The sequence below is a fragment of the Streptomyces sp. NPDC001728 genome (genome assembly GCF_040297565.1).
Taxonomy (GTDB): domain Bacteria; phylum Actinomycetota; class Actinomycetes; order Streptomycetales; family Streptomycetaceae; genus Streptomyces.
Window position 1 is genome coordinate 12610 of sequence record NZ_JBEOZK010000003.1, and the last position, 19823, is coordinate 32432.

15 protein-coding genes are annotated in these 19823 nt (G+C 71.8%); 10 read left to right on the forward strand and 5 right to left on the reverse strand.

Annotated elements, in window-relative coordinates:
• Window positions 1-41: 41 nt before the first annotated feature.
• A complete protein-coding gene (locus tag ABT154_RS05560; RefSeq protein ID WP_351853235.1) occupies window positions 42-488 on the reverse strand; it encodes a hypothetical protein in 447 nt (148 codons plus the stop codon).
• 270 nt (window positions 489-758) lie between these two features.
• Here ABT154_RS05560 and glnA2 point away from each other — a divergent pair, with 270 nt between their 5' ends.
• The gene (glnA2, locus tag ABT154_RS05565) at window positions 759-2120 is read left to right on the forward strand and encodes a gamma-glutamylpolyamine synthetase GlnA2 (protein WP_317877903.1); all 1362 of its coding nucleotides are present in this window, start codon (window positions 759-761) and stop codon (window positions 2118-2120) included.
• An 8-nt stretch (window positions 2121-2128) separates the two neighbouring features.
• Window positions 2129-2338, forward strand: coding sequence for a hypothetical protein (locus ABT154_RS05570; protein ID WP_351853237.1), 210 nt, complete (start codon window positions 2129-2131; stop codon window positions 2336-2338).
• Window positions 2339-2455: 117 nt separating this feature from the next.
• Here the strand turns inward: ABT154_RS05570 and ABT154_RS05575 are convergent, their stop codons facing one another.
• On the reverse strand, window positions 2456-2887 hold the full coding sequence (locus tag ABT154_RS05575) for a VOC family protein (protein WP_351853239.1): 432 nt from the start codon (window positions 2885-2887) through the stop codon (window positions 2456-2458).
• Between the two features lie 263 nt (window positions 2888-3150).
• Between ABT154_RS05575 and ABT154_RS05580 the strand changes: the two genes are divergently transcribed.
• Both ABT154_RS05580 and ABT154_RS05585 read left to right on the forward strand, forming a co-directional pair.
• Window positions 3151-4470: a cytochrome P450 gene (locus ABT154_RS05580; RefSeq protein ID WP_351853242.1), complete on the forward strand. Its 1320-nt coding sequence runs from the start codon at window positions 3151-3153 to the stop codon at window positions 4468-4470.
• Window positions 4467-5714 carry a cytochrome P450 family protein gene (locus ABT154_RS05585; protein ID WP_351853245.1) on the forward strand — a complete coding sequence of 416 codons (1248 nt, stop codon included), beginning with the start codon at window positions 4467-4469 and terminating at the stop codon, window positions 5712-5714. The genes ABT154_RS05580 and ABT154_RS05585 overlap by 4 nt, the downstream gene beginning before the upstream one ends.
• Before the next feature lie 30 nt (window positions 5715-5744).
• Here the strand turns inward: ABT154_RS05585 and ABT154_RS05590 are convergent, their stop codons facing one another.
• The gene (locus ABT154_RS05590) at window positions 5745-7817 is read right to left on the reverse strand and encodes a PIG-L family deacetylase (protein ID WP_351853248.1); all 2073 of its coding nucleotides are present in this window, start codon (window positions 7815-7817) and stop codon (window positions 5745-5747) included.
• A gap of 439 nt (window positions 7818-8256) precedes the next feature.
• Here ABT154_RS05590 and ABT154_RS05595 point away from each other — a divergent pair, with 439 nt between their 5' ends.
• Window positions 8257-11253, forward strand: a complete 2997-nt coding sequence (locus ABT154_RS05595) for a bifunctional [glutamine synthetase] adenylyltransferase/[glutamine synthetase]-adenylyl-L-tyrosine phosphorylase (protein ID WP_351853251.1) — start codon at window positions 8257-8259, stop codon at window positions 11251-11253.
• Window positions 11254-11343: 90 nt separating this feature from the next.
• On the opposite strand, the gene ABT154_RS05600 is transcribed toward ABT154_RS05595, so the two are convergent.
• Together ABT154_RS05600 and ABT154_RS05605 are read right to left on the reverse strand one after the other, a co-directional pair.
• On the reverse strand, window positions 11344-12270 hold the full coding sequence (locus ABT154_RS05600) for a phosphatase PAP2 family protein (protein ID WP_351853253.1): 927 nt from the start codon (window positions 12268-12270) through the stop codon (window positions 11344-11346).
• A 75-nt stretch (window positions 12271-12345) separates the two neighbouring features.
• On the reverse strand, window positions 12346-13380 hold the full coding sequence (locus tag ABT154_RS05605) for a LacI family DNA-binding transcriptional regulator (RefSeq protein WP_351853256.1): 1035 nt from the start codon (window positions 13378-13380) through the stop codon (window positions 12346-12348).
• Between the two features lie 349 nt (window positions 13381-13729).
• Between ABT154_RS05605 and ABT154_RS05610 the strand changes: the two genes are divergently transcribed.
• From ABT154_RS05610 to ABT154_RS05630, 5 genes are read left to right on the forward strand one after another with little or no spacing between them, the layout of a single operon-like run.
• The gene (locus ABT154_RS05610) at window positions 13730-15007 is read left to right on the forward strand and encodes an extracellular solute-binding protein (RefSeq protein WP_351853259.1); all 1278 of its coding nucleotides are present in this window, start codon (window positions 13730-13732) and stop codon (window positions 15005-15007) included.
• A gap of 20 nt (window positions 15008-15027) precedes the next feature.
• Window positions 15028-16041 (forward strand): carbohydrate ABC transporter permease, encoded by a 1014-nt coding sequence (locus ABT154_RS05615; RefSeq protein WP_351853262.1) that lies wholly within the window; start codon window positions 15028-15030, stop codon window positions 16039-16041.
• A 26-nt stretch (window positions 16042-16067) separates the two neighbouring features.
• A complete protein-coding gene (locus ABT154_RS05620; RefSeq protein WP_351854217.1) occupies window positions 16068-16937 on the forward strand; it encodes a sugar ABC transporter permease in 870 nt (289 codons plus the stop codon).
• 47 nt (window positions 16938-16984) lie between these two features.
• A complete protein-coding gene (locus tag ABT154_RS05625) occupies window positions 16985-18688 on the forward strand; it encodes a glycoside hydrolase family 13 protein (RefSeq protein ID WP_351853264.1) in 1704 nt (567 codons plus the stop codon).
• A complete protein-coding gene (locus tag ABT154_RS05630) occupies window positions 18676-19794 on the forward strand; it encodes a LacI family DNA-binding transcriptional regulator (protein ID WP_351853267.1) in 1119 nt (372 codons plus the stop codon). Before ABT154_RS05625 ends, ABT154_RS05630 begins: the two co-directional genes overlap by 13 nt.
• Window positions 19795-19823: the final 29 nt, after the last annotated feature.

Sequence of the window (19823 nt, forward strand, 5' to 3'; positions counted from 1 at the left end):
AGTTCGGGGCTGGACGTGCGGGGGCGGGACGCCCGCCGCCGCTACGTCCGGAGAACTTGAAGGACGTGCAGGTCCGGCGCACGGGGCTGGGCGCCGGTGCGGCCCGCCGGGTCGTCGGCGGGCGGCGGGAAGAGGCGTGGGAGCCCGCCCTCCGCGTGCAGCGGGGGGTCGAGCGGGGGCGCGCTGAGCACCGCGGGGGAGAGCGAGGGGAAGAGCGAGCAGCCGCCGCGGTCAAAGGGGCAGATGTACTCGCCGACGGGGGTGCCGGCCGCGACGGAGGCGGCGGCCGTCGTCCGTACGGTCCCCTCGGCCCGTACGGTTCCCCCGGCCTGTGAAGTCCCTCCGGCGGCGGGCTCCGGGTGGTGGTTCCCGGAGTCGGGCCCGGCCCCCAGACAGAAGAAGAGCGCGGCGAGGAGCGTCGCCACGGCACTCACCAGTGCCATGGGACGCGCGTGCCGGGACGGGCGTACGAGCCGTGTGGCCCCCATGGGCGCAGATCGTAGTGGGCGCGGACGCTCTGTGGGCCGAACGGGGTACCACTCGGTACCGACGGGCGCGCGGCGGAGGGGCGAACGGGCACCCGGAGCACAGCGTCAGGACACCCGGGCGCGACAGGATTCGCATTACCTGAGTCACACCCGAGCAGGCACTATGGGTGTGCAACGTGCGCGAAACCATGTGGTGGGATGCTCAGGTGCCCCCCATGTTGCCCGAGGCGGTGGGAACAGGCGGCCTGACCAGCGAGGATGGGTGTGGAAATGGACAAGCAGCAGGAATTCGTGCTCCGTACGCTCGAAGAGCGCGACATCCGCTTCGTGCGTCTGTGGTTCACCGACGTGCTCGGCTTCCTGAAGTCGGTCGCCGTGGCGCCGGCCGAGCTGGAGCAGGCCTTCGACGAGGGCATCGGCTTCGACGGCTCCGCGATCGAGGGCTTCGCCCGGGTCTACGAGTCGGACATGATCGCCAAGCCGGACCCGGGGACCTTCCAGATCCTGCCGTGGCGGGCCGAGGCGCCGGGCACCGCGCGGATGTTCTGCGACATCCTGATGCCGGACGGCTCGCCGTCCTTCGCGGACCCGCGCTACGTCCTCAAGCGGGCGCTCGCCAAGACCTCGGACCTGGGTTTCACCTTCTACACGCACCCCGAGATCGAGTTCTTCCTCCTCAAGGACAAGCCGCTCGACGGCACCCGTCCGACCCCGGCGGACAACTCGGGCTACTTCGACCACACCCCGCAGAACGTGGGCATGGACTTCCGCCGCCAGGCGATCACGATGCTCGAATCCATGGGCATCTCGGTGGAGTTCAGCCACCACGAGGGCGCCCCGGGCCAGCAGGAGATCGACCTCCGGTACGCGGACGCGCTCTCCACGGCCGACAACATCATGACCTTCCGCCTGGTGATGAAGCAGGTGGCGCTGGAGCAGGGCGTGCAGGCCACGTTCATGCCGAAGCCGTTCTCGGACTACCCGGGCTCGGGCATGCACACCCACCTGTCGCTGTTCGAGGGCGACCGGAACGCGTTCTACGAGTCGGGCTCCGAGTACCAGCTGTCGAAGGTGGGCCGCTCCTTCATCGCGGGCCTGCTCAAGCACGCGGGCGAGATCTCGGCCGTCACCAACCAGTGGGTCAACTCGTACAAGCGCATCTGGGGCGGCTCGTCCCGCACGGCCGGCTCGGGCGGCGAGGCCCCCTCGTACATCTGCTGGGGCCACAACAACCGCTCGGCGCTGATCCGCGTCCCCATGTACAAGCCGGGCAAGACGGGCTCCTCCCGTGTGGAGGTCCGCTCGATCGACTCGGGCGCCAACCCGTACCTGACGTACGCGGTCCTCCTCGCGGCGGGCCTCAAGGGCATCGAGGAGGGCTACGAACTCCCGGCCGGCGCCGACGACGACGTCTGGGCCCTCTCCGACGCGGAACGCCGCGCGATGGGCATCGAACCGCTCCCGCAGAACCTGGGAGAGGCGATCACCCTGATGGAGAAGAGCGAACTGGTGGCGGAGACGCTGGGAGAGCACGTCTTCGACTTCTTCCTCCGCAACAAGAAGCAGGAGTGGGAGGAGTACCGCTCCGAGGTCACCGCCTTCGAGCTCCGGAAGAACCTGCCGGTGCTGTAGGGGTGTCCGTGCCCCGACGTGCCCATGGCACGGAACTCGTGCCCACGCGCGTCAACCGGGTGGCCAGTACGGGGCTCGGGCTCGCGCCGGGGATCGGCCTGGCGGTGTACGCGACCGACTGGCAGCGGGCGGCGTCGGTGGCCGCCGTCCTGGCCTGCGCGATCCTCGCCGTGCGGGCGCTCCTCGGATCGCCCGGCGGGCCGGTGTCTCCGGGGTGAAGGGGGACGCCGACCTCGACAACGTCGGCTCCCATCGGGTGATGGAGGCCGCCGGGATGGCCTGCGTGGCGGAGGACGCCCGACTCCGCCATTTCTCCCTGGGGCTAGCGCCCCGGCTCAGCGCTCCGACAGTTCCGACGGGGCCTCCTGGACCACCCAGCCGTTGCCGTCCGGGTCCTCGAAGGTGAGGAAGGAGTTCCAGGTGCCGCCCTTGCCCTCCTCCCAGCCCGTCGCTCCCACGTGCCGGATCGGTGAGGGGGTCACGCCCCGGGCCACGAGTTCCTTGTGTGCCGCCTCGATGTCCGTGACGCAGAGCTGGAGGCCCTGGAGGGCTCCCGGCTTCATGTTCCTGGTGTCCGGCAGCTGCGGCATCCCGCTGATCATCGCGATCGAGCAGCGCGAGCCCGGTGGCGTCGCCTGGATGATGCGCGTGCCCGGCGCCACCTCGTCGTCCAGGTCGATCCTGAAACCGCACTTCTCGCCGTAGAACTCCTTCGCCCGGTCCAGGTCGGTCACGGGGACCGGGACGACTTCCAGTGTCCAGTTCATGGGGTGCCTCTCCTCGTTCCATGGGCCCGACCTGACGGAAAACCGTCGTTCCTCGCGGCCGGTTCCGGTGTGCATCGTCCCGGGCGGGGCGCCGAACGCGGCCGACGGACGCGGGAATGCTCCCCTGTTGTTCGGTCTGTTCCCTTCCGAGTTGGAAATTGATCGCCGTTGGCGGCTTCTTGGACACACAACGTCCTTATAGTGAGCCTGCTTTGATCACATGACCGCGACGCGTGCGACTGTCGCCACAGGATCCAGGACACATGACGCGCCCTTCCTCCGCACAGCCCGCGCCCGCTCCGACTCCGACCTCCCCGCCCCCCGGCTGCCCGGCCCACGCCGGCCCGGCGGCCGTAGCGCTGAGCGGGCCCGAGTTCCAGACCGACCCCCACGCCGTCCACCGCGCCATGCGGCGCGACCACGGCCCCGTCGTCCCCGTGGAACTGCCCGGCGGAATACCCGCCTGGCTGGTCATCGGCTACCGCGAGGTCCACCGGGTCACCAGCGACGCGGAGTTGTACCCGCGCGACGTGAGCCTGTGGAACCAGTGGCCGAACATCCCCGACGACTGGCCGCTGCTCCCGATGGTCGGCCGGCCCCTGCCGTCCATCTACTTCACCGCGGGCGAGGAACACCGCCGGCACGTCCGGATGGTCGTTCCCGCCCTCGAAGGCGCCGACCCCTTCGAGACCCGCGGGCACTGCGAGGAGCTGGCCGACCGGCTGATCGACGCCGTGTGCGGCCGGGGCGCCGCCGACCTCGTGGCCGACTTCTGCGAACCCCTCCCCGTCCTCGTCCTCGCCCGCCTCGTCGGCTTCCCCGACGACGAGGGCGCCGACATCGCCCGGGTGCTGAAGGACCTGGCCGACGGCGGCCCCGAGGCCCAGAGCGCCCATCTGCGGTTCGCCGAGCACATGGCGAAGCTGGTCGCGACCAAGCACGCCGAGCCGGGGAACGACATCACCTCGCGCATGCTCGCCTTCCCCGAGGCGTTCACCGACGAGGAGTACATGCTCGACCTGATGGCCATCACGGCCGCCGGGCACCTCACCACCGCCGACTGGATCAGCAACTCCCTGCGCCTGATGCTCACCGAGTCCGAGTTCGGCGACTCGATGGCCCGCGGCCGGCGCAGTGTCGGCGAGGCCACGACCGAGGTGCTGTGGGAGGACACCCCCACCCAGATCCTCGCCGGGCGCTGGGCCGTCCGGGACACCCGGCTCGGCGACCACCACATCAAGGCCGGGGACATGCTGCTCCTCGGGCTCGGCGCCGCCAACACCGACCCGCTGATCCGCCAGGGCGCCGCGGCGGTGGCCGGGGCCGCCGACGCCTCCGCCCGCAGCGGCTCCGGCGCCCACCTGGCGTTCAGCCACGGCGAGTACCGGTGCCCCTTTCCCGCCCAGGAGATCGCCGAGACCATCGTCCGTACCGGCATCGAGGTGCTTCTCGACCGGCTGCCCGACCTCGGACTCGCCGTCGCCGCCGAGGATCTCGTACGAAGGCCCTCCGCCTTCCTGCGCGGCACGACCTCCCTTCCCGTCCGGTTCACCCCCGTCCGCACGTCAGGAGATCCCTCGTGAACTGCCCCCACGCCTCCGCCGCCCAGGGCGGCGGGACCGTCGCCATCGACCCGATGGTCCAGGACCTGGACGGCGAGACGGCGCGGCTGCGCGACGCGGGACCGCTGGCCCGGATCGATCTCCTCGGGGTGCCCGCCTGGGCCGTCACCCGGCACGCCGACGCCCGGCGGCTCCTGGTCGACCCCCGCCTGGTGAAGGACCTCGACGCCTGGGGCCTGTGGCGCGGCGGCGAGGTGACGCACGCGTGGCCGCTCATCGGGATGATCGACGCCGGGCGGTCGATGTTCACCGTGGACGGCGCCGAGCACCGCCGGCTGCGCACCAAGACCTCCCAGGCGCTCACTCCGCGCCGTCTGGACGCGATACGCCCCGACATCGAGAAGTTCACCGGTGAACTCCTCGACGCGCTGGCGGACGGCGGCCGGGACGGGGGCGTCGTCGACCTCAAGTCCGTGTTCGCGCAGCCGCTGCCCATGCGGGTCGTGGGCATGCTGATGGGCGTCGACCCGGCCGCGAACGCCATGCTGACCCGCCGGTACAAGGCCTTCTTCTCGATGCTCACCCCGCAGGACGAGCGACTGGCGCTGCTGGCCGAACTGGACGTCTTCTACGCCGGGCTCGTACGCGAGAAGACCGCGCGGCCCACGGACGACCTGACCTCCGCGCTGATCCTCGCCGACGAGGGCGGCGAGCCGCTGACCGAGGAGGAGGTGATCGGCAACCTCAAGGCGATGGTCGCCGCCGGGCACGAGACCACGATCGGGCTCATCCTCAACGCCGTACGCGCCCTGCTCGCCCACCCCGACCAGCTGCGGATGGTCCTGGACGGCGAGGTCTCCTGGGAGACCGTGATCGAGGAGACCCTCCGGTGGGACACCCCCACCACCCATCTGCTGATGCGTTTCGCCACCGAGGACATCGAGGTGGGCGACGGCGTCATCGCCGCGGGCGAGGGCGTGGTCATCTCCTACCGGGCGATCGGCCGCGACCTCGAGCAGCACGGCCCGGACGCCGACGCGTTCGACATCACCCGGCCGACCGCCGCCCGGCACATGACCTTCGGCCACGGCCCGCACATCTGCCCCGGCGCGGCCCTGTCCCGCGTCGAGGCGGGCATCGCGCTGCCCGCCCTCTTCGCGCGCTTCCCCCGCCTGCGGCTCGCGGTGCCGGACGCCGACCTCCGCAAGCTGCCGGTGATGACGCAGAACGACATGGAGGCGTTCCCCGTACTCCTGGACTCCTGATCGACAAGACGCCCCAGGGGGTGGGGGCGGTCAGCGGGCCGCCGGCGTCCAGTGCAGCCGGCCGTCCAGGCCGATCGCCGCCACTCCGTCGGTCCCCGCGTCCGGCGCCCCCGCGAAGAGGAACTTCTCCAGCCTCCACACCGGACCGCCCGCCGCCGCCCTGCCGTGCGGAGCCGTCGCCAGGAAACCCGTCCTGGACCGGACCGCGAGCAGGCCGTCGCCGCCGCTCACCGGGCCGAAGCCGGCCACCCCGCCCGGCAGTTCGGTGACCGGGGAGACCGGGCCGGGGCCCGAGAAGTCGGCGCTCCGCAGGTCGCCGGAGGCCGGCTTGCGGAACCAGAGCCGCACCCCGTCGCCGTCCGGCGCCGCGCTCGCGCTCAGCGCGAGGGTCGTCGCCGGGAGCCCGGTCCTCACCGGTCCTACCAGCGGGCCGCCGGAGCCCTGCCCCGCCCAGGTGAGCACGGTGCGCGGGGTGCTCGCGAAGACATGGACCCGGCCGGTCCCGTCCGTCGCGGCGACCGGATCGCCGTACACGTCGGTGCCGCCGAGCGTCCGCCACGGCCCCCAGCCGCCGTCCGCCCACTGCTCGCGCGCCGTGAGACGGTGCCTGCTGTCCCGCAGGAGTACGGTCGCCCGGCCCTCGCCGTCCACCGTCACGGCGGGCGCGCTGATGTCGGAGGTGCCGCTCGCGTCGTTCCGCTCGGGCGTGCCGAGCGAGCGCCACGGGCCGAACGCGCCGCCGGGCGCCGACTGCGCGGTGGTCACCACCTCCCGGCGGTAGCCGGTGGGGCCGTCACCGGTGAGCCCGGAGAGCGTCGTCCGGGTGCCGTAGACCGCGAGGCGTCCGTCGGGCAGCGCCACGGAGGTGACCCCGCTGTCCAGGCCGCCGCCGGGCAGCAGCGCGGGGCCGCGCCACGCGCCGCCGCCGGCCGGTTGCCGCCAGGCCGCGAGATGCCCGTCGAGCACGGAGAAGGCGCGCAGACCGCCTTCCCCGTCCCGCTGCACCCAGGAGGTGGAGGTGCCCCGGGCGTAGCGGACGGTCTGCGCCCAGCCCCGCCCGGCGGGCCGCGCGGCCACCTTCAGGTCGCCGCAGCCCGCGAGCGTCCCGCAGTCGTTGACCCCGTCGAGCCAGGCGTAGGTCTTGAGGGTCTTCAGCTTGGCGCCCGCGGTCTCGGGGTCGAGGGTGTGGGGCAGCGCGCTGGTGGGGTAGCCGAGGTAGTTCTGCACGCCGACGTGCGGGTGGCCGGGGGTGCTCGCGTACCGGGCCAGCGCGGCCTGCGCGAACCGTGCCCCGTACAGGTGGTCCTGGTGGTCCCTGAGCTTCCCCGTCTTCGGGTACGTGCCCGGTGTCGGGTCCTGCATCCGGACGAAGGTCGGCCGGAAGCGTTCGAGCAGCCCGGTGACCGTGGCGACGACCTGGTCCTTCGTGTACGCGAAGTCGGCGTCGACCGGGCTGCCGGTGGAGCGCTGCGACCCGAGCGCGCCGATCCGGCCGTGCCACAGGCCGCTGAGGCTGTGCGGGCGGTCGTCGCTGATCGAACCGGCCTCGCGCAGCTGGAGCCATACGAGGGTGACCTGCGGCTTCTCCCGCAGCGTGTCCATCTCGGCGTACGCGCCGCCGGCGGTGGGGAGCGCGGTCCGGTCCCAGGGGCTGGTCCGGCTGCCGGTCGCCATCTCGGCGTACGCGGCCCGGATGCCGTTCTGCCGGGCCTCGGCGTAACCGGCCTTGTCGGGCTCGGTCACCGCGGCGTCGCGCGGGCGGGCGTTGACGCCGTCGGACTCGCCGGCGGTGAGGTAGACGGAGGTCAGGGGGGTGGCGGAGCGGAGCGACTGGGAGACGTCCGGGTTCATGAAGTACAGGTCGTCGTCGGGGTGCGCGACGATCTGGACGACGGAGACCGGGGCCTTCGCCCTCGGGGCGGAGGCCGCCGCCGGAGGCCGTCCCGGCTTCGCGGCCCCGGCGGCCTCGGAGGCGTTCGAGGCCGCCTTGGCCGCCGCCCCCGAGCCCTTGCCCTCCGGCACCGCGTGCGCCGTCGGTGTCCTCGGCGTGCCCGTCACCGAGAGCAGGCCGGCGAAGGCGCCGCCCACGAGGACGGCCGTCACGGCCGTGGACAGGGTCCTTCGGCGGGACGGGAGGAGACGGCGACGGGGGCGGACGGGCATGTTCGGCGGCGCGCTTTCAACGGAGGCGGTCGGGCGGGGTTCCGGCCGGAGCCGGGCGGGTTCGGCAGGGGTCGTGCGGGTTCCGGCGGGAGCCGGGCGGGTTCGGCAGGGGTCGGGCGGGGTTCCGGCCGGAGCCGGGCGGGTTCGGCAGGGGTCGGGCGGGTTCCGGCGGGAGCCGGGCAGACGGAGGGGGTCCGCCCCGAGCAAGACGGACTTTCAAGGAATACGGTTCATCCACCACGAAAAGCGATCAATGTGCGAGACATCACGTGTGACCCGCTGCGAACCGCGGGCCCGCACACCCCCGTCCGCCGCTCCGGATAGGCTCGATCCACCCCGGCTCCACCACGGGGCGGACCTGCTCGGAAGGAGCGGCGGAATGACGGTGCCGGGACGCAGGAGCAGCACGTTCTCACGTCTGCTGCGGCACGGGTTCACCGACCCTTCCGGGGCCGAACGGCTGCTCGACGTGCCCGAGCTGGCCGAGCTGCGCGGTGACTCCGTCCTCCTCGACGGGCTCGGCGCCACCGCCGACCCGGACCTCGCCCTGCGCGGCCTGGTCCGGCTGGTCGAGGCGCAGCCCGACGCCGAGCGGCAGACCTTCACGACCACCCTGCTGGCCGCCAAGCCGTTCCGGGACCGGCTCCTCGGGGTGCTCGGCGCCTCGGAGGCGCTCGGCGACCATCTGGCCAGGCACCCGCGCGACTGGGAGTCCCTGGTCACCTACGAGGCGGCCGACCTGCACCCGGGGGTCGCCGAGTTCGAGCGGGGGCTCGCGGAGGCCGTCGACGCGGTGTCCCTGCGGGTCGCCTACCGGCGCTGTCTCCTCGCCATAGCGGCCCGTGACGTGTGCGGCACCACCGACGTCGCCGAGGCCGCCGCCGAGCTGGCCGACCTGGCGACGGCGACCCTGCGCGCCGCCCTCGCCATCGCCCGTACGGCCGCACCCGCCGACGCCGCCCTGTGCCGGCTCTCGGTGATCGCGATGGGCAAGTGCGGCGGCCACGAGCTGAACTACGTCTCCGACGTGGACGTGATCTTCGTGGCGGAGCCCACCGACGGCACGGACGCCGCCGACGAGGGCAAGGCTCTCCAGGCCGCGACCCGGCTCGCCTCCCATCTGATGCGGATCTGCTCCGAGACCAACATCGAGGGCACCATCTGGCCGGTGGACGCCAATCTGCGCCCCGAGGGCCGCAACGGCCCCCTCGTCCGTACGCTCTCCTCCCACCTCGCGTACTACCAGCGCTGGGCGAAGACCTGGGAGTTCCAGGCCCTCCTGAAGGCGCGCGCGGTGGCCGGCGACCCGGAGCTGGGCGCCCAGTACATCGACGCCGTCTCCCCGCTCGTCTGGCAGGCCGCCGAGCGCGAGAACTTCGTCCCCGACGTGCAGAAGATGCGCCGCCGCGTCGTCGACAACATCCCGGTCGCCCAGGTCGACCGCGAACTCAAGCTCGGCCCCGGCGGCCTGCGGGACGTCGAGTTCGCCGTCCAGCTGCTCCAGCTGGTGCACGGCCGCAGCGACGCCACCCTGCACAGCGGCACCACCCTCGACGCGCTCGCGGCCCTCGCCGCCGGGGGGTACGTCGGCCGGGCCGACGCCTCCCAGCTCGACGAGTCCTACCGCTTCCTGCGGGCGATGGAGCACCGCATCCAGCTGTACCGGCTGCGCCGCACCCATCTGGTCCCCGAGGACGAGGCCGATCTGCGCCGCCTCGGCCGCTCGCTCGGACTGCGCACCGACCCGGTCACCGAGCTGAACCGCACATGGAAGCGGCACGCGGCCGTCGTCCGCCGACTGCACGAGAAGATCTTCTACCGGCCGCTGCTCGACGCGGTCGCCCAGCTCGCCCCCGGTGAGATCCGGCTCAGCCCGAAGGCGGCCGGGCAGCGCCTTGAAGCGCTGGGGTACGCGGACCCCGCCGCCGCCCTGCGGCACCTGGAGGCGCTGGCCTCCGGGGTCAGCAGGAAGGCCGCCATCCAGCGGACGCTGCTGCCGGTGCTGCTCGGCTGGTTCGCGGACTCGGCCGACCCGGACGCGGGGCTGCTCGGCTTCCGCAAGGTCTCCGACGCCCTCGGCAAGACCCCCTGGTACCTGCGGCTGCTCCGCGACGAGGGCGCAGCCGCCGAGAACCTGGCCCGGGTCCTGTCCGCCGGTCGGCTCGCCCCCGACCTGCTGCTGCGCGCCCCCGAGGCGGTCGCGCTGCTCGGTGACCCGGAGGGCCTGAAACCGCGCGGCCGGGAGCACCTGGAGCAGGAGGTCCTGGCGGCGGTGGGCCGCGCGGACGACGCCGAGCAGGCCGTCGCGGCGGCCCGTGGGGTACGGCGCCGGGAGCTGTTCCGTACCGCGGCGGCCGATCTCATCGGCTCGTACGGCACCGAGGACAGCCCCCGCGAACCCGACCCGGGCGCGCTGGTCGACCGGGTGGGGGAGGCCGTCACCGACCTCAACGCGGCGACGATCGCGGGCGCCCTGCGGGCCGCCGTGCGCGCGGAGTGGGGCGAGGAGCTGCCGACCCGGTTCGCGGTCATCGGGGTGGGCCGCTTCGGCGGTCACGAGCTGGGATACGGCTCCGACGCCGACGTCCTCTTCGTGCACGAGCCGCGCGAGGGCGTCGACGAGCAGGAGGCGGCGCGGGCCGCGAACCGGGTGGTCGCCGAGATGCGACGGCTGCTCCAGCTGCCCACCACCGACCCGCCGCTGCTGATCGACGCGGACCTCAGGCCGGAGGGCAAGAGCGGCCCCCTGGTCCGCACCCTCAAGGCGTACGCGGCCTACTACCACCGCTGGTCGCTGGTCTGGGAGAGCCAGGCACTGCTGCGCGCCGCACCCATGGCCGGCGACGCCGAACTGGGGGCGCGGTTCATCGAACTCGTCGACCCGCTGCGCTACCCGGCCGAGGGCCTCGGTGAGGACGCGATCCGCGAGATCCGCCGGCTCAAGGCCCGGATGGAGTCCGAGCGGCTGCCGCGCGGCGCCGACCCGACGCTCCACGCCAAGCTGGGGCGCGGCGGCCTCAGCGACGTCGAGTGGACGGTCCAGCTGCTCCAGATGCGGCACGGCTGGGCGGAGCCGGGGCTGCGGACCACCCGTACCCGCGAGGCGCTCGCCGCGGCGCACGCGGCCGGTCTGATCCCGACGGAGGAGGCCCAGACCCTGGACGAGGCGTGGGTCCTGGCGACCCGCGTCCGCAACGCGGTGATGCTGGTCCGCGGCAGGGCCGGGGACACCTTCCCGTCCGGCCCGAGGGAACTCGCGGCGGTGGGACGGTACCTCGGGTACGAGACCGGGCACGTCGGCGAGATGGTCGACGACTACCGCCGGATCACCCGCCGGGCGAGGGCCGTCGTGGAGGAGTACTTCTACGGGGCGTAGGCCCCGGGCGGCGCCCCGGCCGGCCGCCGGCCCCGCTCGGGACGGTCGCCGACCAGGCCCCGGTCCGGCCCGCCGTCCCCGGCGGCCGGATCACCTGCCGGAGCTGACCGGCCGCTCCGCGTCGTCGGACGGGGTCTTCCCGTCCTCGCGGTCCGTCCCCTCCTCCGGGGGCGGGCCGCTCCGCCGCGGCGTCGACGCCGCCGGCTCGACCAGCTTGGGCAGGCGGTGCGGGCGGGAGCCGTACCAGAAGTACGAGACGGCGAAGCCGAAGGCGAGGCAGAGCATGCCGCCGACCGCGTCCAGCCAGAAGTGGTTGGCGGTGGAGACGATCACGACGAGCGTCATCGCGGGGTAGAGCAGACCGAGGATCTTCGACCAGGGCGCCTTGGCCAGGAGGAAGATCGTCACACCGCACCAGAGCGACCAGCCGATGTGCATCGACGGCATCGCCGCGTACTGGTTGGAGACGTGCTTGAGGTTGCCCGAGGCCATCGAGCCCCAGGTCTGGTGCACCAGGACGGTGTCGACGAAGTTCACGCCGTTCATCAGCCGCGGCGGTGCGAGCGGGAACAGGTAGTAACCGACCAGCGCCACACCGGTGGTGGCGAACAGCACGGTACGGAACGCCGCGTAACGGCCCGGGTGCCATCGGTACAGCCATACGAGCACACCGATGGTCACGACGAAGTGCAGCGTCGCGTAGTAGTAGTTCATCGACACGATCAGCCAGGTCACCGAGTTCACGGCGTGGTTGACGGTGTGCTCGAAGGCGAGGCCGAGGGACGACTCGATCTTCCAGATCCAGTCGGCGTTCTTCAGCGCCTCGGCCTTCTGCTCCGGCACCGCGTTGCGGGTGAGGGAGTACAGCCAGTAGCTGATGCCGATGAGGGCGACCTCGAACCAGATCGTGGGTCGCCGGGGCGTGCGCGCACGCAGGCGCGCGAACCTGCCGCCGTCCACGATGGGTGACGACGGGGTCGTCCGGTCGTCCAAACTCTTCACGGTCGTTTCACCCATAGGGAGAGAGTCTGCCAGATCCCTTCCCCCCGACCGATCATCCCTCGGACGGGTTCGGGACGCACCCGGTCCACCTCAAGAAGGAGACCGAGAGGTGGAGGGAGCGGACGCGGTCGACCCGCGAACGACCAGCTCAGGCATGAAGACGAACTCGGAATGCGGGGCCGGGGTGCCCCCGACCTCCTCCAGGAGCGCCCGGACCGCGGCCTGTCCCATCGCCTGCACGGGCTGCCGGATGGTGGTCAGCGGCGGATCGGTGAACGCTATGAGCGGAGAGTCGTCGAAACCGACGACGGAGACGTCCCTGGGCACGTCGAGACCCTGCTGCCGGGCGGCCCTGATCGCGCCGAGCGCCATCATGTCGCTCGCGCAGACGACCGCCGTGCAGCCCCGGGAGATCAGCGCCCCGGCAGCCGCCTGGCCGCCCTCCAGGGTGTACAGGGAGTGCTGGATCAGCGCCTCGGACTCCTCGGGGGCGAGGCCGAGCCGCTCCGCCATGCCCTGCTGGAAGCCCTCTATCTTGCGGAGCACCGGCACGAACCGCTTCGGGCCGACGGCGAGGCCGATCCGGGTGTGGCCGAGCGACGCCAGATGCGTCACCGCCAGCCGCATCGCGGCCCGGTCGTCGGGGGAGACGAACGGCGCCTGCACCTTGGGGGAGAAGCCGTTGAGGAGGACGTACGGGACGCCCTTGCCGCGCAGTTGGTCGTAGCGCGTCATGTCGGCGGTGGTGTCGGCGTGCAGCCCCGAGACGAAGATGATGCCGGCGACGCCGCGCTCCACCAGCATGTCGGTCAGCTCGTCCTCGGTGGACCCGCCGGGGGTCTGGGTGGCGAGCACCGGCGTGTAGCCCTGCCGGGTGAGGGCCTGCCCGATGACCTGCGCGAGCGCGGGAAAGATCGGGTTGTCGAGTTCGGGGGTGATGAGGCCGACGAGTCCCGCGCTGCGCTGGCGCAGTCGTACGGGCCGCTCGTAGCCGAGCACGTCGAGCGCGGCAAGGACGGACTCACGGGTGGCCGTTGCCACGCCGGGCTTGCCGTTGAGCACGCGGCTGACTGTGGCCTCACTGACCCCCGCCTGGGCTGCGATGTCGGAGAGCCGCGCGGTCATGAGGATGGACTGTACCGGTCACAGCGCGTATTGCCCACCGGGCAGGTGATGCAAGCCACCCCGCAAGGTCTTGCAGGTCTTGCGGGGGCGCGCGGCAGGCGTCGGGGGCGTGCGCGCGGGGCCGTGCGGCGCCCGGGGGGCGCGTGTCATCTGCTGTCAAGCGACCCGACGGCAACCTTAGGGACACGCGGATGTAACGATCGCCGGTCCTTGCAGAAAGTTCCCGCAAGGTCTTTCGGCGCGTTTTCATCCCTGTTACGTTCCTGGCAACCCGGAGCGCCGCGAGGGAGCGGTCGCATGAGGAAGGTTCCAGCCCCTCGTCCCCCCGGGATCAGTTGAAGGAGTTCACATGCGGCGTGGCATAGCGGCCACCGCTCTGGTCGCGGCCCTGGGCGTGACCCTGGCGGCGTGCGGTAGTGACGGCGGTTCGGACGGCGGCGGCTCCACGAGCTCGGGCGAGCTCTCCGGCACCGTCACCTGGTGGGACACCTCGACGGTCGGCTCCGAGGACAAGGTCTTCAAGAAGGTCGCCGAGGACTTCAAGAAGAAGTACCCCAAGGTCACCGTCAAGTACGTGAACGTGCCGTTCGGTGAGGCGCAGAACAAGTTCAAGAACGCCGCGCAGTCCGGCTCCGGCGCCCCCGACGTCATCCGCTCCGAGGTCGCCTGGACCCCCGAGTTCGCGGACCTCGGCTACCTCGCCCCGCTGGACGGCACCCCGGCCCTCAAGGACCAGGGCGACTTCCTGGAGCAGGCCGCCGCCTCCACCAAGTACAACGGCAAGACCTACGCCGTCCCGCAGGTCATCGACTCCATGGGCATCTTCTACAACAAGAAGATCCTCAAGGACGCCGGCGTCGAGGTGCCCAAGAGCATCGACGAGCTGAAGGCCGCCTCCGCCACGATCAAGCAGAAGACCGGCAAGACCGGCATGTACCTGCGCGGCGACGACCCGTACTGGTTCCTCTCCTTCCTGTACGGCGAGGGCGGCGACCTCGTCGACGCCGACCAGAAGAAGATCACCATCGACGGCCCGGCCGGCGTGAAGGCGCTCAAGACCGTCAAGGACCTCGTCGACTCGAAGACCGCGATCACCGACGCGACCAACGGCTGGGACAACATGCAGGCGTCCTTCAAGGACGGCAAGGTCGCGATGATGATCAACGGCCCCTGGGCCGTCTCCGACACCCTCGCCGGCAAGGAGTTCGCCGACAAGGCCAACCTGGGCATCGCCCCGGTCCCGGCCGGTTCGGCCGGCCAGGGCGCCCCGCAGGGCGGTCACAACCTCGCCGTCTACGCGGGCTCCAAGAACCTCGCCGCCTCCTACGCCTTCGCCGAGTACATGACCTCGGCCGAGACCCAGGCGACCGTCGCGAAGGAGCTGAGCCTCCTCCCGACCCGTCAGTCCGTCTACATCAAGCCGGACGTCGCGACCAACGAGATGATCACCTTCTTCAAGCCGGTCGTCGACAAGGCCGTCCAGCGCCCCTGGATCCCCGAGGGCGGCAGCCTCTTCGAGCCGGTCAAGGTCGAGTACACCAAGGTGCTCACCGGCCAGACCACCCCGGAGGCCGGCGCCAAGGCGATCGGTGACTCCTACCGCAAGCTCCTGAAGGACTGGAAGTAAGAAAGAAGGCAGGCCGGCTCATGGCTGTGGACACTCCCAGCCAGTCGGTGGCGAAGGCCGCGGGTGACGGTGTCACCCGCGGCCGGCGCCGCGGTACTGGTGACAACGGCGGCGCGGTGCGCCGTTCCCTCTCCACCCACTGGTACGCCTGGGCCATGGTCGCCCCGGTCGTCGTCGTCATCGGCGTGATCATCGGCTACCCGCTGGTCCGCGGCGTCTACCTGTCGTTCACCGACGCCAACGAGCGCAACGTCGCCCGCAGCATCGGCGTCAACCAGATCCCGGCCACCTACGAGTTCGTCGGCCTGGACAACTACGTCGACGCGGTCAGCGGCAGCCAGTTCCTCGCCACCCTCGGCTGGACGGTCGTCTGGACCGTCTCCTGCGTGGCCGTCACCTTCGCCCTGGGACTGGCCCTCGCCAACGTCCTCAACCGCCGGATCGCCGGCCGCTCCGTCTACCGGATGCTGCTGATCCTGCCCTGGGCCGTGCCCGGCTTCGTCTCCGTCTTCGCCTGGCGCTTCCTCTACGACGAGCGCCGCGGCATGCTCAACCAGATCCTCTCGGGCGTCGGCATGGACGGCGTCCCGTGGCTGAACGACCCCACCTGGGCCAAGTTCTCGGTCATCGCCGTCAACGTCTGGCTCGGCATCCCCTTCATGATGGTCGCCCTCCTCGGCGGACTCCAGTCCATCCCGAGCGAGATGTACGAGGCCGCCGAGATGGACGGCGCCAACGCCTGGCAGCGCTTCCGGCACATCACACTGCCCGGACTGCGCTCGGTGTCGACGACGGTGATCCTGCTCTCGACCATCTGGACCTTCAACATGTTCCCGGTGATCTTCCTGCTCACCCGGGGCGGACCCGGCGAGGCCACCCAGATCCTCGTCACCCAGGCGTACAAGTTCTCCTTCGAGATCAGCCCGCGCGACTTCGCCCAGTCGTCCACGTGGGGCGTCCTCATCCTGATCCTCCTGATGGTCTTCGCCGCGTTCTACCGGCGCGTCCTCCGCAAGCAGGGAGAAGTCTGGTGACCACCACGACGCCCACCCCCCGGACCGTGAACACCCGCAGCGCGACCGCCCCGCGCGTGAACACCCCGATCCGCAACCGCCGCTCGCCGCTCGCCTCGGTGGGGCTGCACGCCACCCTGATCCTGGCGTCCGTGATCGCCGTCTTCCCGGTGCTCTGGGTCCTGCTGACCTCGCTCAAGCCGGCGAAGTACGCGAGCACCACGGACTTCGTCAAGGAGACGACGCTCGAGAACTACACGAACCTGCTGAAGGACACCCCGTTCCTCACCTGGTTCGGCAACTCGCTGCTCGTCGCCGGCCTCACCACCGTCATCGGCGTCTTCATCGCCGCCACCACCGGCTACGCCGTCAGCCGCTTCCGGTTCCCCGGCAAGCGCGGCCTGATGTGGACGCTGCTCATCACCCAGATGTTCCCGGTCGCCGTCCTCATCGTGCCGATCTACAACATCATGGCGACGATGGGCCTGCTCAACCAGCCGCTCGGCCTGGTCATCACCTATCTGACCATCGCCGTCCCGTTCTGCGCCTGGATGATGAAGGGCTTCTTCGACACCATCCCGCGCGAGATCGACGAGTCCGGCTACGTCGACGGCCTGACCCCCTTCGGCACCTTCTGGCGGCTCATCCTGCCGCTCGCCAAGCCCGGCATCGCGGTGACCGCCTTCTACTCCTTCATCACCGCCTGGGGCGAGGTCGCCTACGCCTCCGCCTTCATGGTCGGCGACGAGAACCTCACGCTGGCCGGCGGACTGCAGAAGTTCGTCAACCAGTACGGCGCCCAGTGGGGTCCGATGTCCGCGGCCTCCGTGCTCATCGCCATCCCCGCCGCGCTGGTGTTCCTCTTCGCCCAGCGGCACCTGGTCACCGGCATGTCCGCCGGTGCCGTCAAGGGCTGAGCCCGAACACCCTCCCCGTACGCCCCTCCATACCTCCCAGGGAAGCCATGACCCAGCATCTCGCCACCCCGGCCGACGCCCCGACCACCGGCACGCACACGGGCTGGTGGAGAGACGCCGTGATCTACCAGGTCTACCCGCGCAGCTTCGCCGACGGCAACGGCGACGGCATGGGTGACCTGGAGGGCGTCCGCAGCCGGCTGCCGTACCTCAAGGACCTGGGCGTCGACGCCGTCTGGCTCTCCCCGTTCTACGCCTCCCCGCAGGCCGACGCCGGATACGACGTCGCCGACTACCGGGCCATCGACCCCATGTTCGGCTCGCTCCTCGACGCCGACGCCGTGATCCGCGAGGCCCACGACCTGGGCCTGCGCATCATCGTCGACCTGGTCCCCAACCACTCCTCCGACCAGCACGAGTGGTTCCAGCGCGCCCTGCGCGAGGGCCCCGGGTCGCCGCTGCGCGAGCGCTACCACTTCCGCCCCGGCCAGGGCGTCGACGGTGAACTGCCCCCGAACGACTGGGAGTCCATCTTCGGCGGCCCCGCCTGGACCCGTACGGAGAACCCGGACGGCACCCCCGGCGACTGGTACCTCCACCTCTTCGCCCCGGAGCAGCCCGACTTCAACTGGGAACACCCCGCCGTCCGCGACGAGTTCCGCTCCATCCTGCGCTTCTGGCTCGACATGGGCGTCGACGGCTTCCGCGTCGACGTCGCCCACGGCCTGGTCAAGGCCGAGGGACTGCCCGACCTCGGCGCCCACGACCAGCTGAAGCTGCTCGGCAACGACGTCATGCCCTTCTTCGACCAGGACGGCGTCCACGAGATCTACCGCACCTGGCGCCGTGTTCTTTCCGAGTACTCCCCCTCGGCTTCGCCTGGGGAGACCCCCAGAGAGCGCATCCTCGTCGCCGAGGCCTGGACCCCCACCGTCGAGCGCACCGCGCACTACGTCCGCGCCGACGAGATGCACCAGGCCTTCAACTTCCAGTACCTGGGCACCCACTGGGACGCCGCCGAGCTGCGCCGTGTCATCGACGACTCGCTCGACGCGATGCGCCCGGTCGGGGCCCCCGCCACCTGGGTCCTCTCCAACCACGACGTCACCCGGCACGCCACCCGCTTCGCCAACCCGGCGGGCCTCGGCACCCAGCTCCGCGAGGCCGGCGACCGCGCGCTCGGCCTGCGCCGGGCCCGCGCCGCGACCCTGCTGATGCTGGCGCTGCCCGGCTCCGCGTACGTCTACCAGGGCGAGGAGCTCGGCCTGCCGGACGTCACCGACCTGCCCGACGAGGTCCGCCAGGACCCGTCGTTCTGGCGGGCCAGCGGCCAGGACGGCTTCCGCGACGGCTGCCGGGTGCCGATCCCGTGGACCGTCGAGGGCTCCTCGTACGGCTTCGGCGACGGCGGCTCCTGGCTGCCGCAGCCCCCCACCTGGGGCGCCCTCAGCGTCGAGGCGCAGACCGGCGACCCCGGCTCCACCCTGGAGCTGTACCGCAGCGCGCTCGCCTTGCGGCGCGAGCGCCCCGAACTCGGTGCGGGCGAGGCCGTCGAGTGGCTGGAGGCACCCGAGGGTGTGCTCTCCTTCCGCCGCGACGGCTTCGTCTGCACCGCCAACACCACCGGCCGGGCCATCTCCGTCCCGCTGCCCGGCCGGTACCTCCTCTCCAACGAGGACGTCAGGATCGCCGCCGACGGCGAAGGCACAGTCGAGGTGCCCGCGGACACCACCGTCTGGTGGGCGGTGTGACGATCCCCCTGCCGCGGGGCGCCGGGAACGGCGCCCCGCGGCTCGCGGACATCGCGGCCCAGTCCGGGGTCAGCGAGGCCACCGTCAGCCGGGTCCTCAACGGCAAGGCGGGGGTGGCCGCCGCGACCCGCCACAAGGTGCTCGCCGCGCTGGACGTGCTGGGCTACGAGCGTCCCGTACGCCTGAAACGGCGCAGCGCGGGCCTCGTCGGGCTCGTCGTGCCCGAGCTGACCAACCCGATCTTCCCGGCCTTCGCGCAGGTCGTCGAACAGGCCCTCGCCGGGCACGGCTACACCCCGGTGCTCTGCACCCAGATGCCCGGCGGCGCCACCGAGGACGAGCTGGTCGAGCAGCTCGTGGAGCGCGGGGTGGCCGGCATCGTCTTCCTCTCCGGCCTCCACGCGGACGCCACCGCCGACCCGGCGCGCTACGCCCGGCTGGCCGCCAGGGGCGTGCCGTACGTCCTCATCAACGGCTACAACGAGCACATCGACGCCAACTTCGTCTCCCCGGACGACCGGGCGGCGGCCAGGATGGCCGTGCGGCACCTGGTCGAGCTGGGCCACGAGCGCATCGGGCTCGCCATCGGCCCCACCCGCTACGTGCCCTCGCGCCGCAAGGCCGAGGGTTTCACCGCCGAGCTGTACGAGCTGCTCGGCGTCGACCGCGCGGACGCGGAACGGTTCATCAGGCCCACGCTCTTCGGCGTCGAGGGCGGCCACGCCGCCGCCGAGATCCTGCTCCGCGAAGGGTGTACGGGCATCGTCTGCGGCTCCGACCTGATGGCGCTCGGGGTGGTCAGGGCGGTCCGCGCCCGCGGCCTCGACGTGCCCGGGGACGTCTCCGTCGTCGGCTTCGACGACTCGCCGCTGATCGCCTTCACCAGCCCCCCGCTGTCCACCGTGCGCCAGCCCGTGCAGGCCATGGCGACGGCGGCCGTCGGCGCGCTCCTGGAGGAGATCGAGGGGAACCCCGTGCCGGGGGAACCTCCCAGCGGTAGCTGGGGGAGGACGGAGTTCGTCTTCCAGCCCGAGCTGGTGGTCCGCGGTTCGACGGCGCAGCCGCCCGCGCGCCCCGCCGCGGGGACTCCGCAAGTCCTTTCGTAACAACTTGCGTTGAGGTGTCCGGAGGGTTG

Bases quoted from the DNA above. Each gene is read 5' to 3' on its own strand.
- ABT154_RS05610 (WP_351853259.1), top strand. From the start codon at position 13,730: ATGCGGCGTGGCATAGCGGCCACCGCTCTGGTCGCGGCCCTGGGCGTG.
- ABT154_RS05595 (WP_351853251.1), top strand. From the start codon at position 8,257: ATGACGGTGCCGGGACGCAGGAGCAGCACGTTCTCACGTCTGCTGCGG.
- ABT154_RS05560 (WP_351853235.1), bottom strand. From the start codon at position 488: ATGGGGGCCACACGGCTCGTACGCCCGTCCCGGCACGCGCGTCCCATG.
- ABT154_RS05605 (WP_351853256.1), bottom strand. From the start codon at position 13,380: ATGACCGCGCGGCTCTCCGACATCGCAGCCCAGGCGGGGGTCAGTGAG.
- glnA2 (WP_317877903.1), top strand. From the start codon at position 759: ATGGACAAGCAGCAGGAATTCGTGCTCCGTACGCTCGAAGAGCGCGAC.
- ABT154_RS05600 (WP_351853253.1), bottom strand. From the start codon at position 12,270: ATGGGTGAAACGACCGTGAAGAGTTTGGACGACCGGACGACCCCGTCG.
- ABT154_RS05625 (WP_351853264.1), top strand. From the start codon at position 16,985: ATGACCCAGCATCTCGCCACCCCGGCCGACGCCCCGACCACCGGCACG.
- ABT154_RS05580 (WP_351853242.1), top strand. From the start codon at position 3,151: ATGACGCGCCCTTCCTCCGCACAGCCCGCGCCCGCTCCGACTCCGACC.
- ABT154_RS05575 (WP_351853239.1), bottom strand. From the start codon at position 2,887: ATGAACTGGACACTGGAAGTCGTCCCGGTCCCCGTGACCGACCTGGAC.
- ABT154_RS05615 (WP_351853262.1), top strand. From the start codon at position 15,028: ATGGCTGTGGACACTCCCAGCCAGTCGGTGGCGAAGGCCGCGGGTGAC.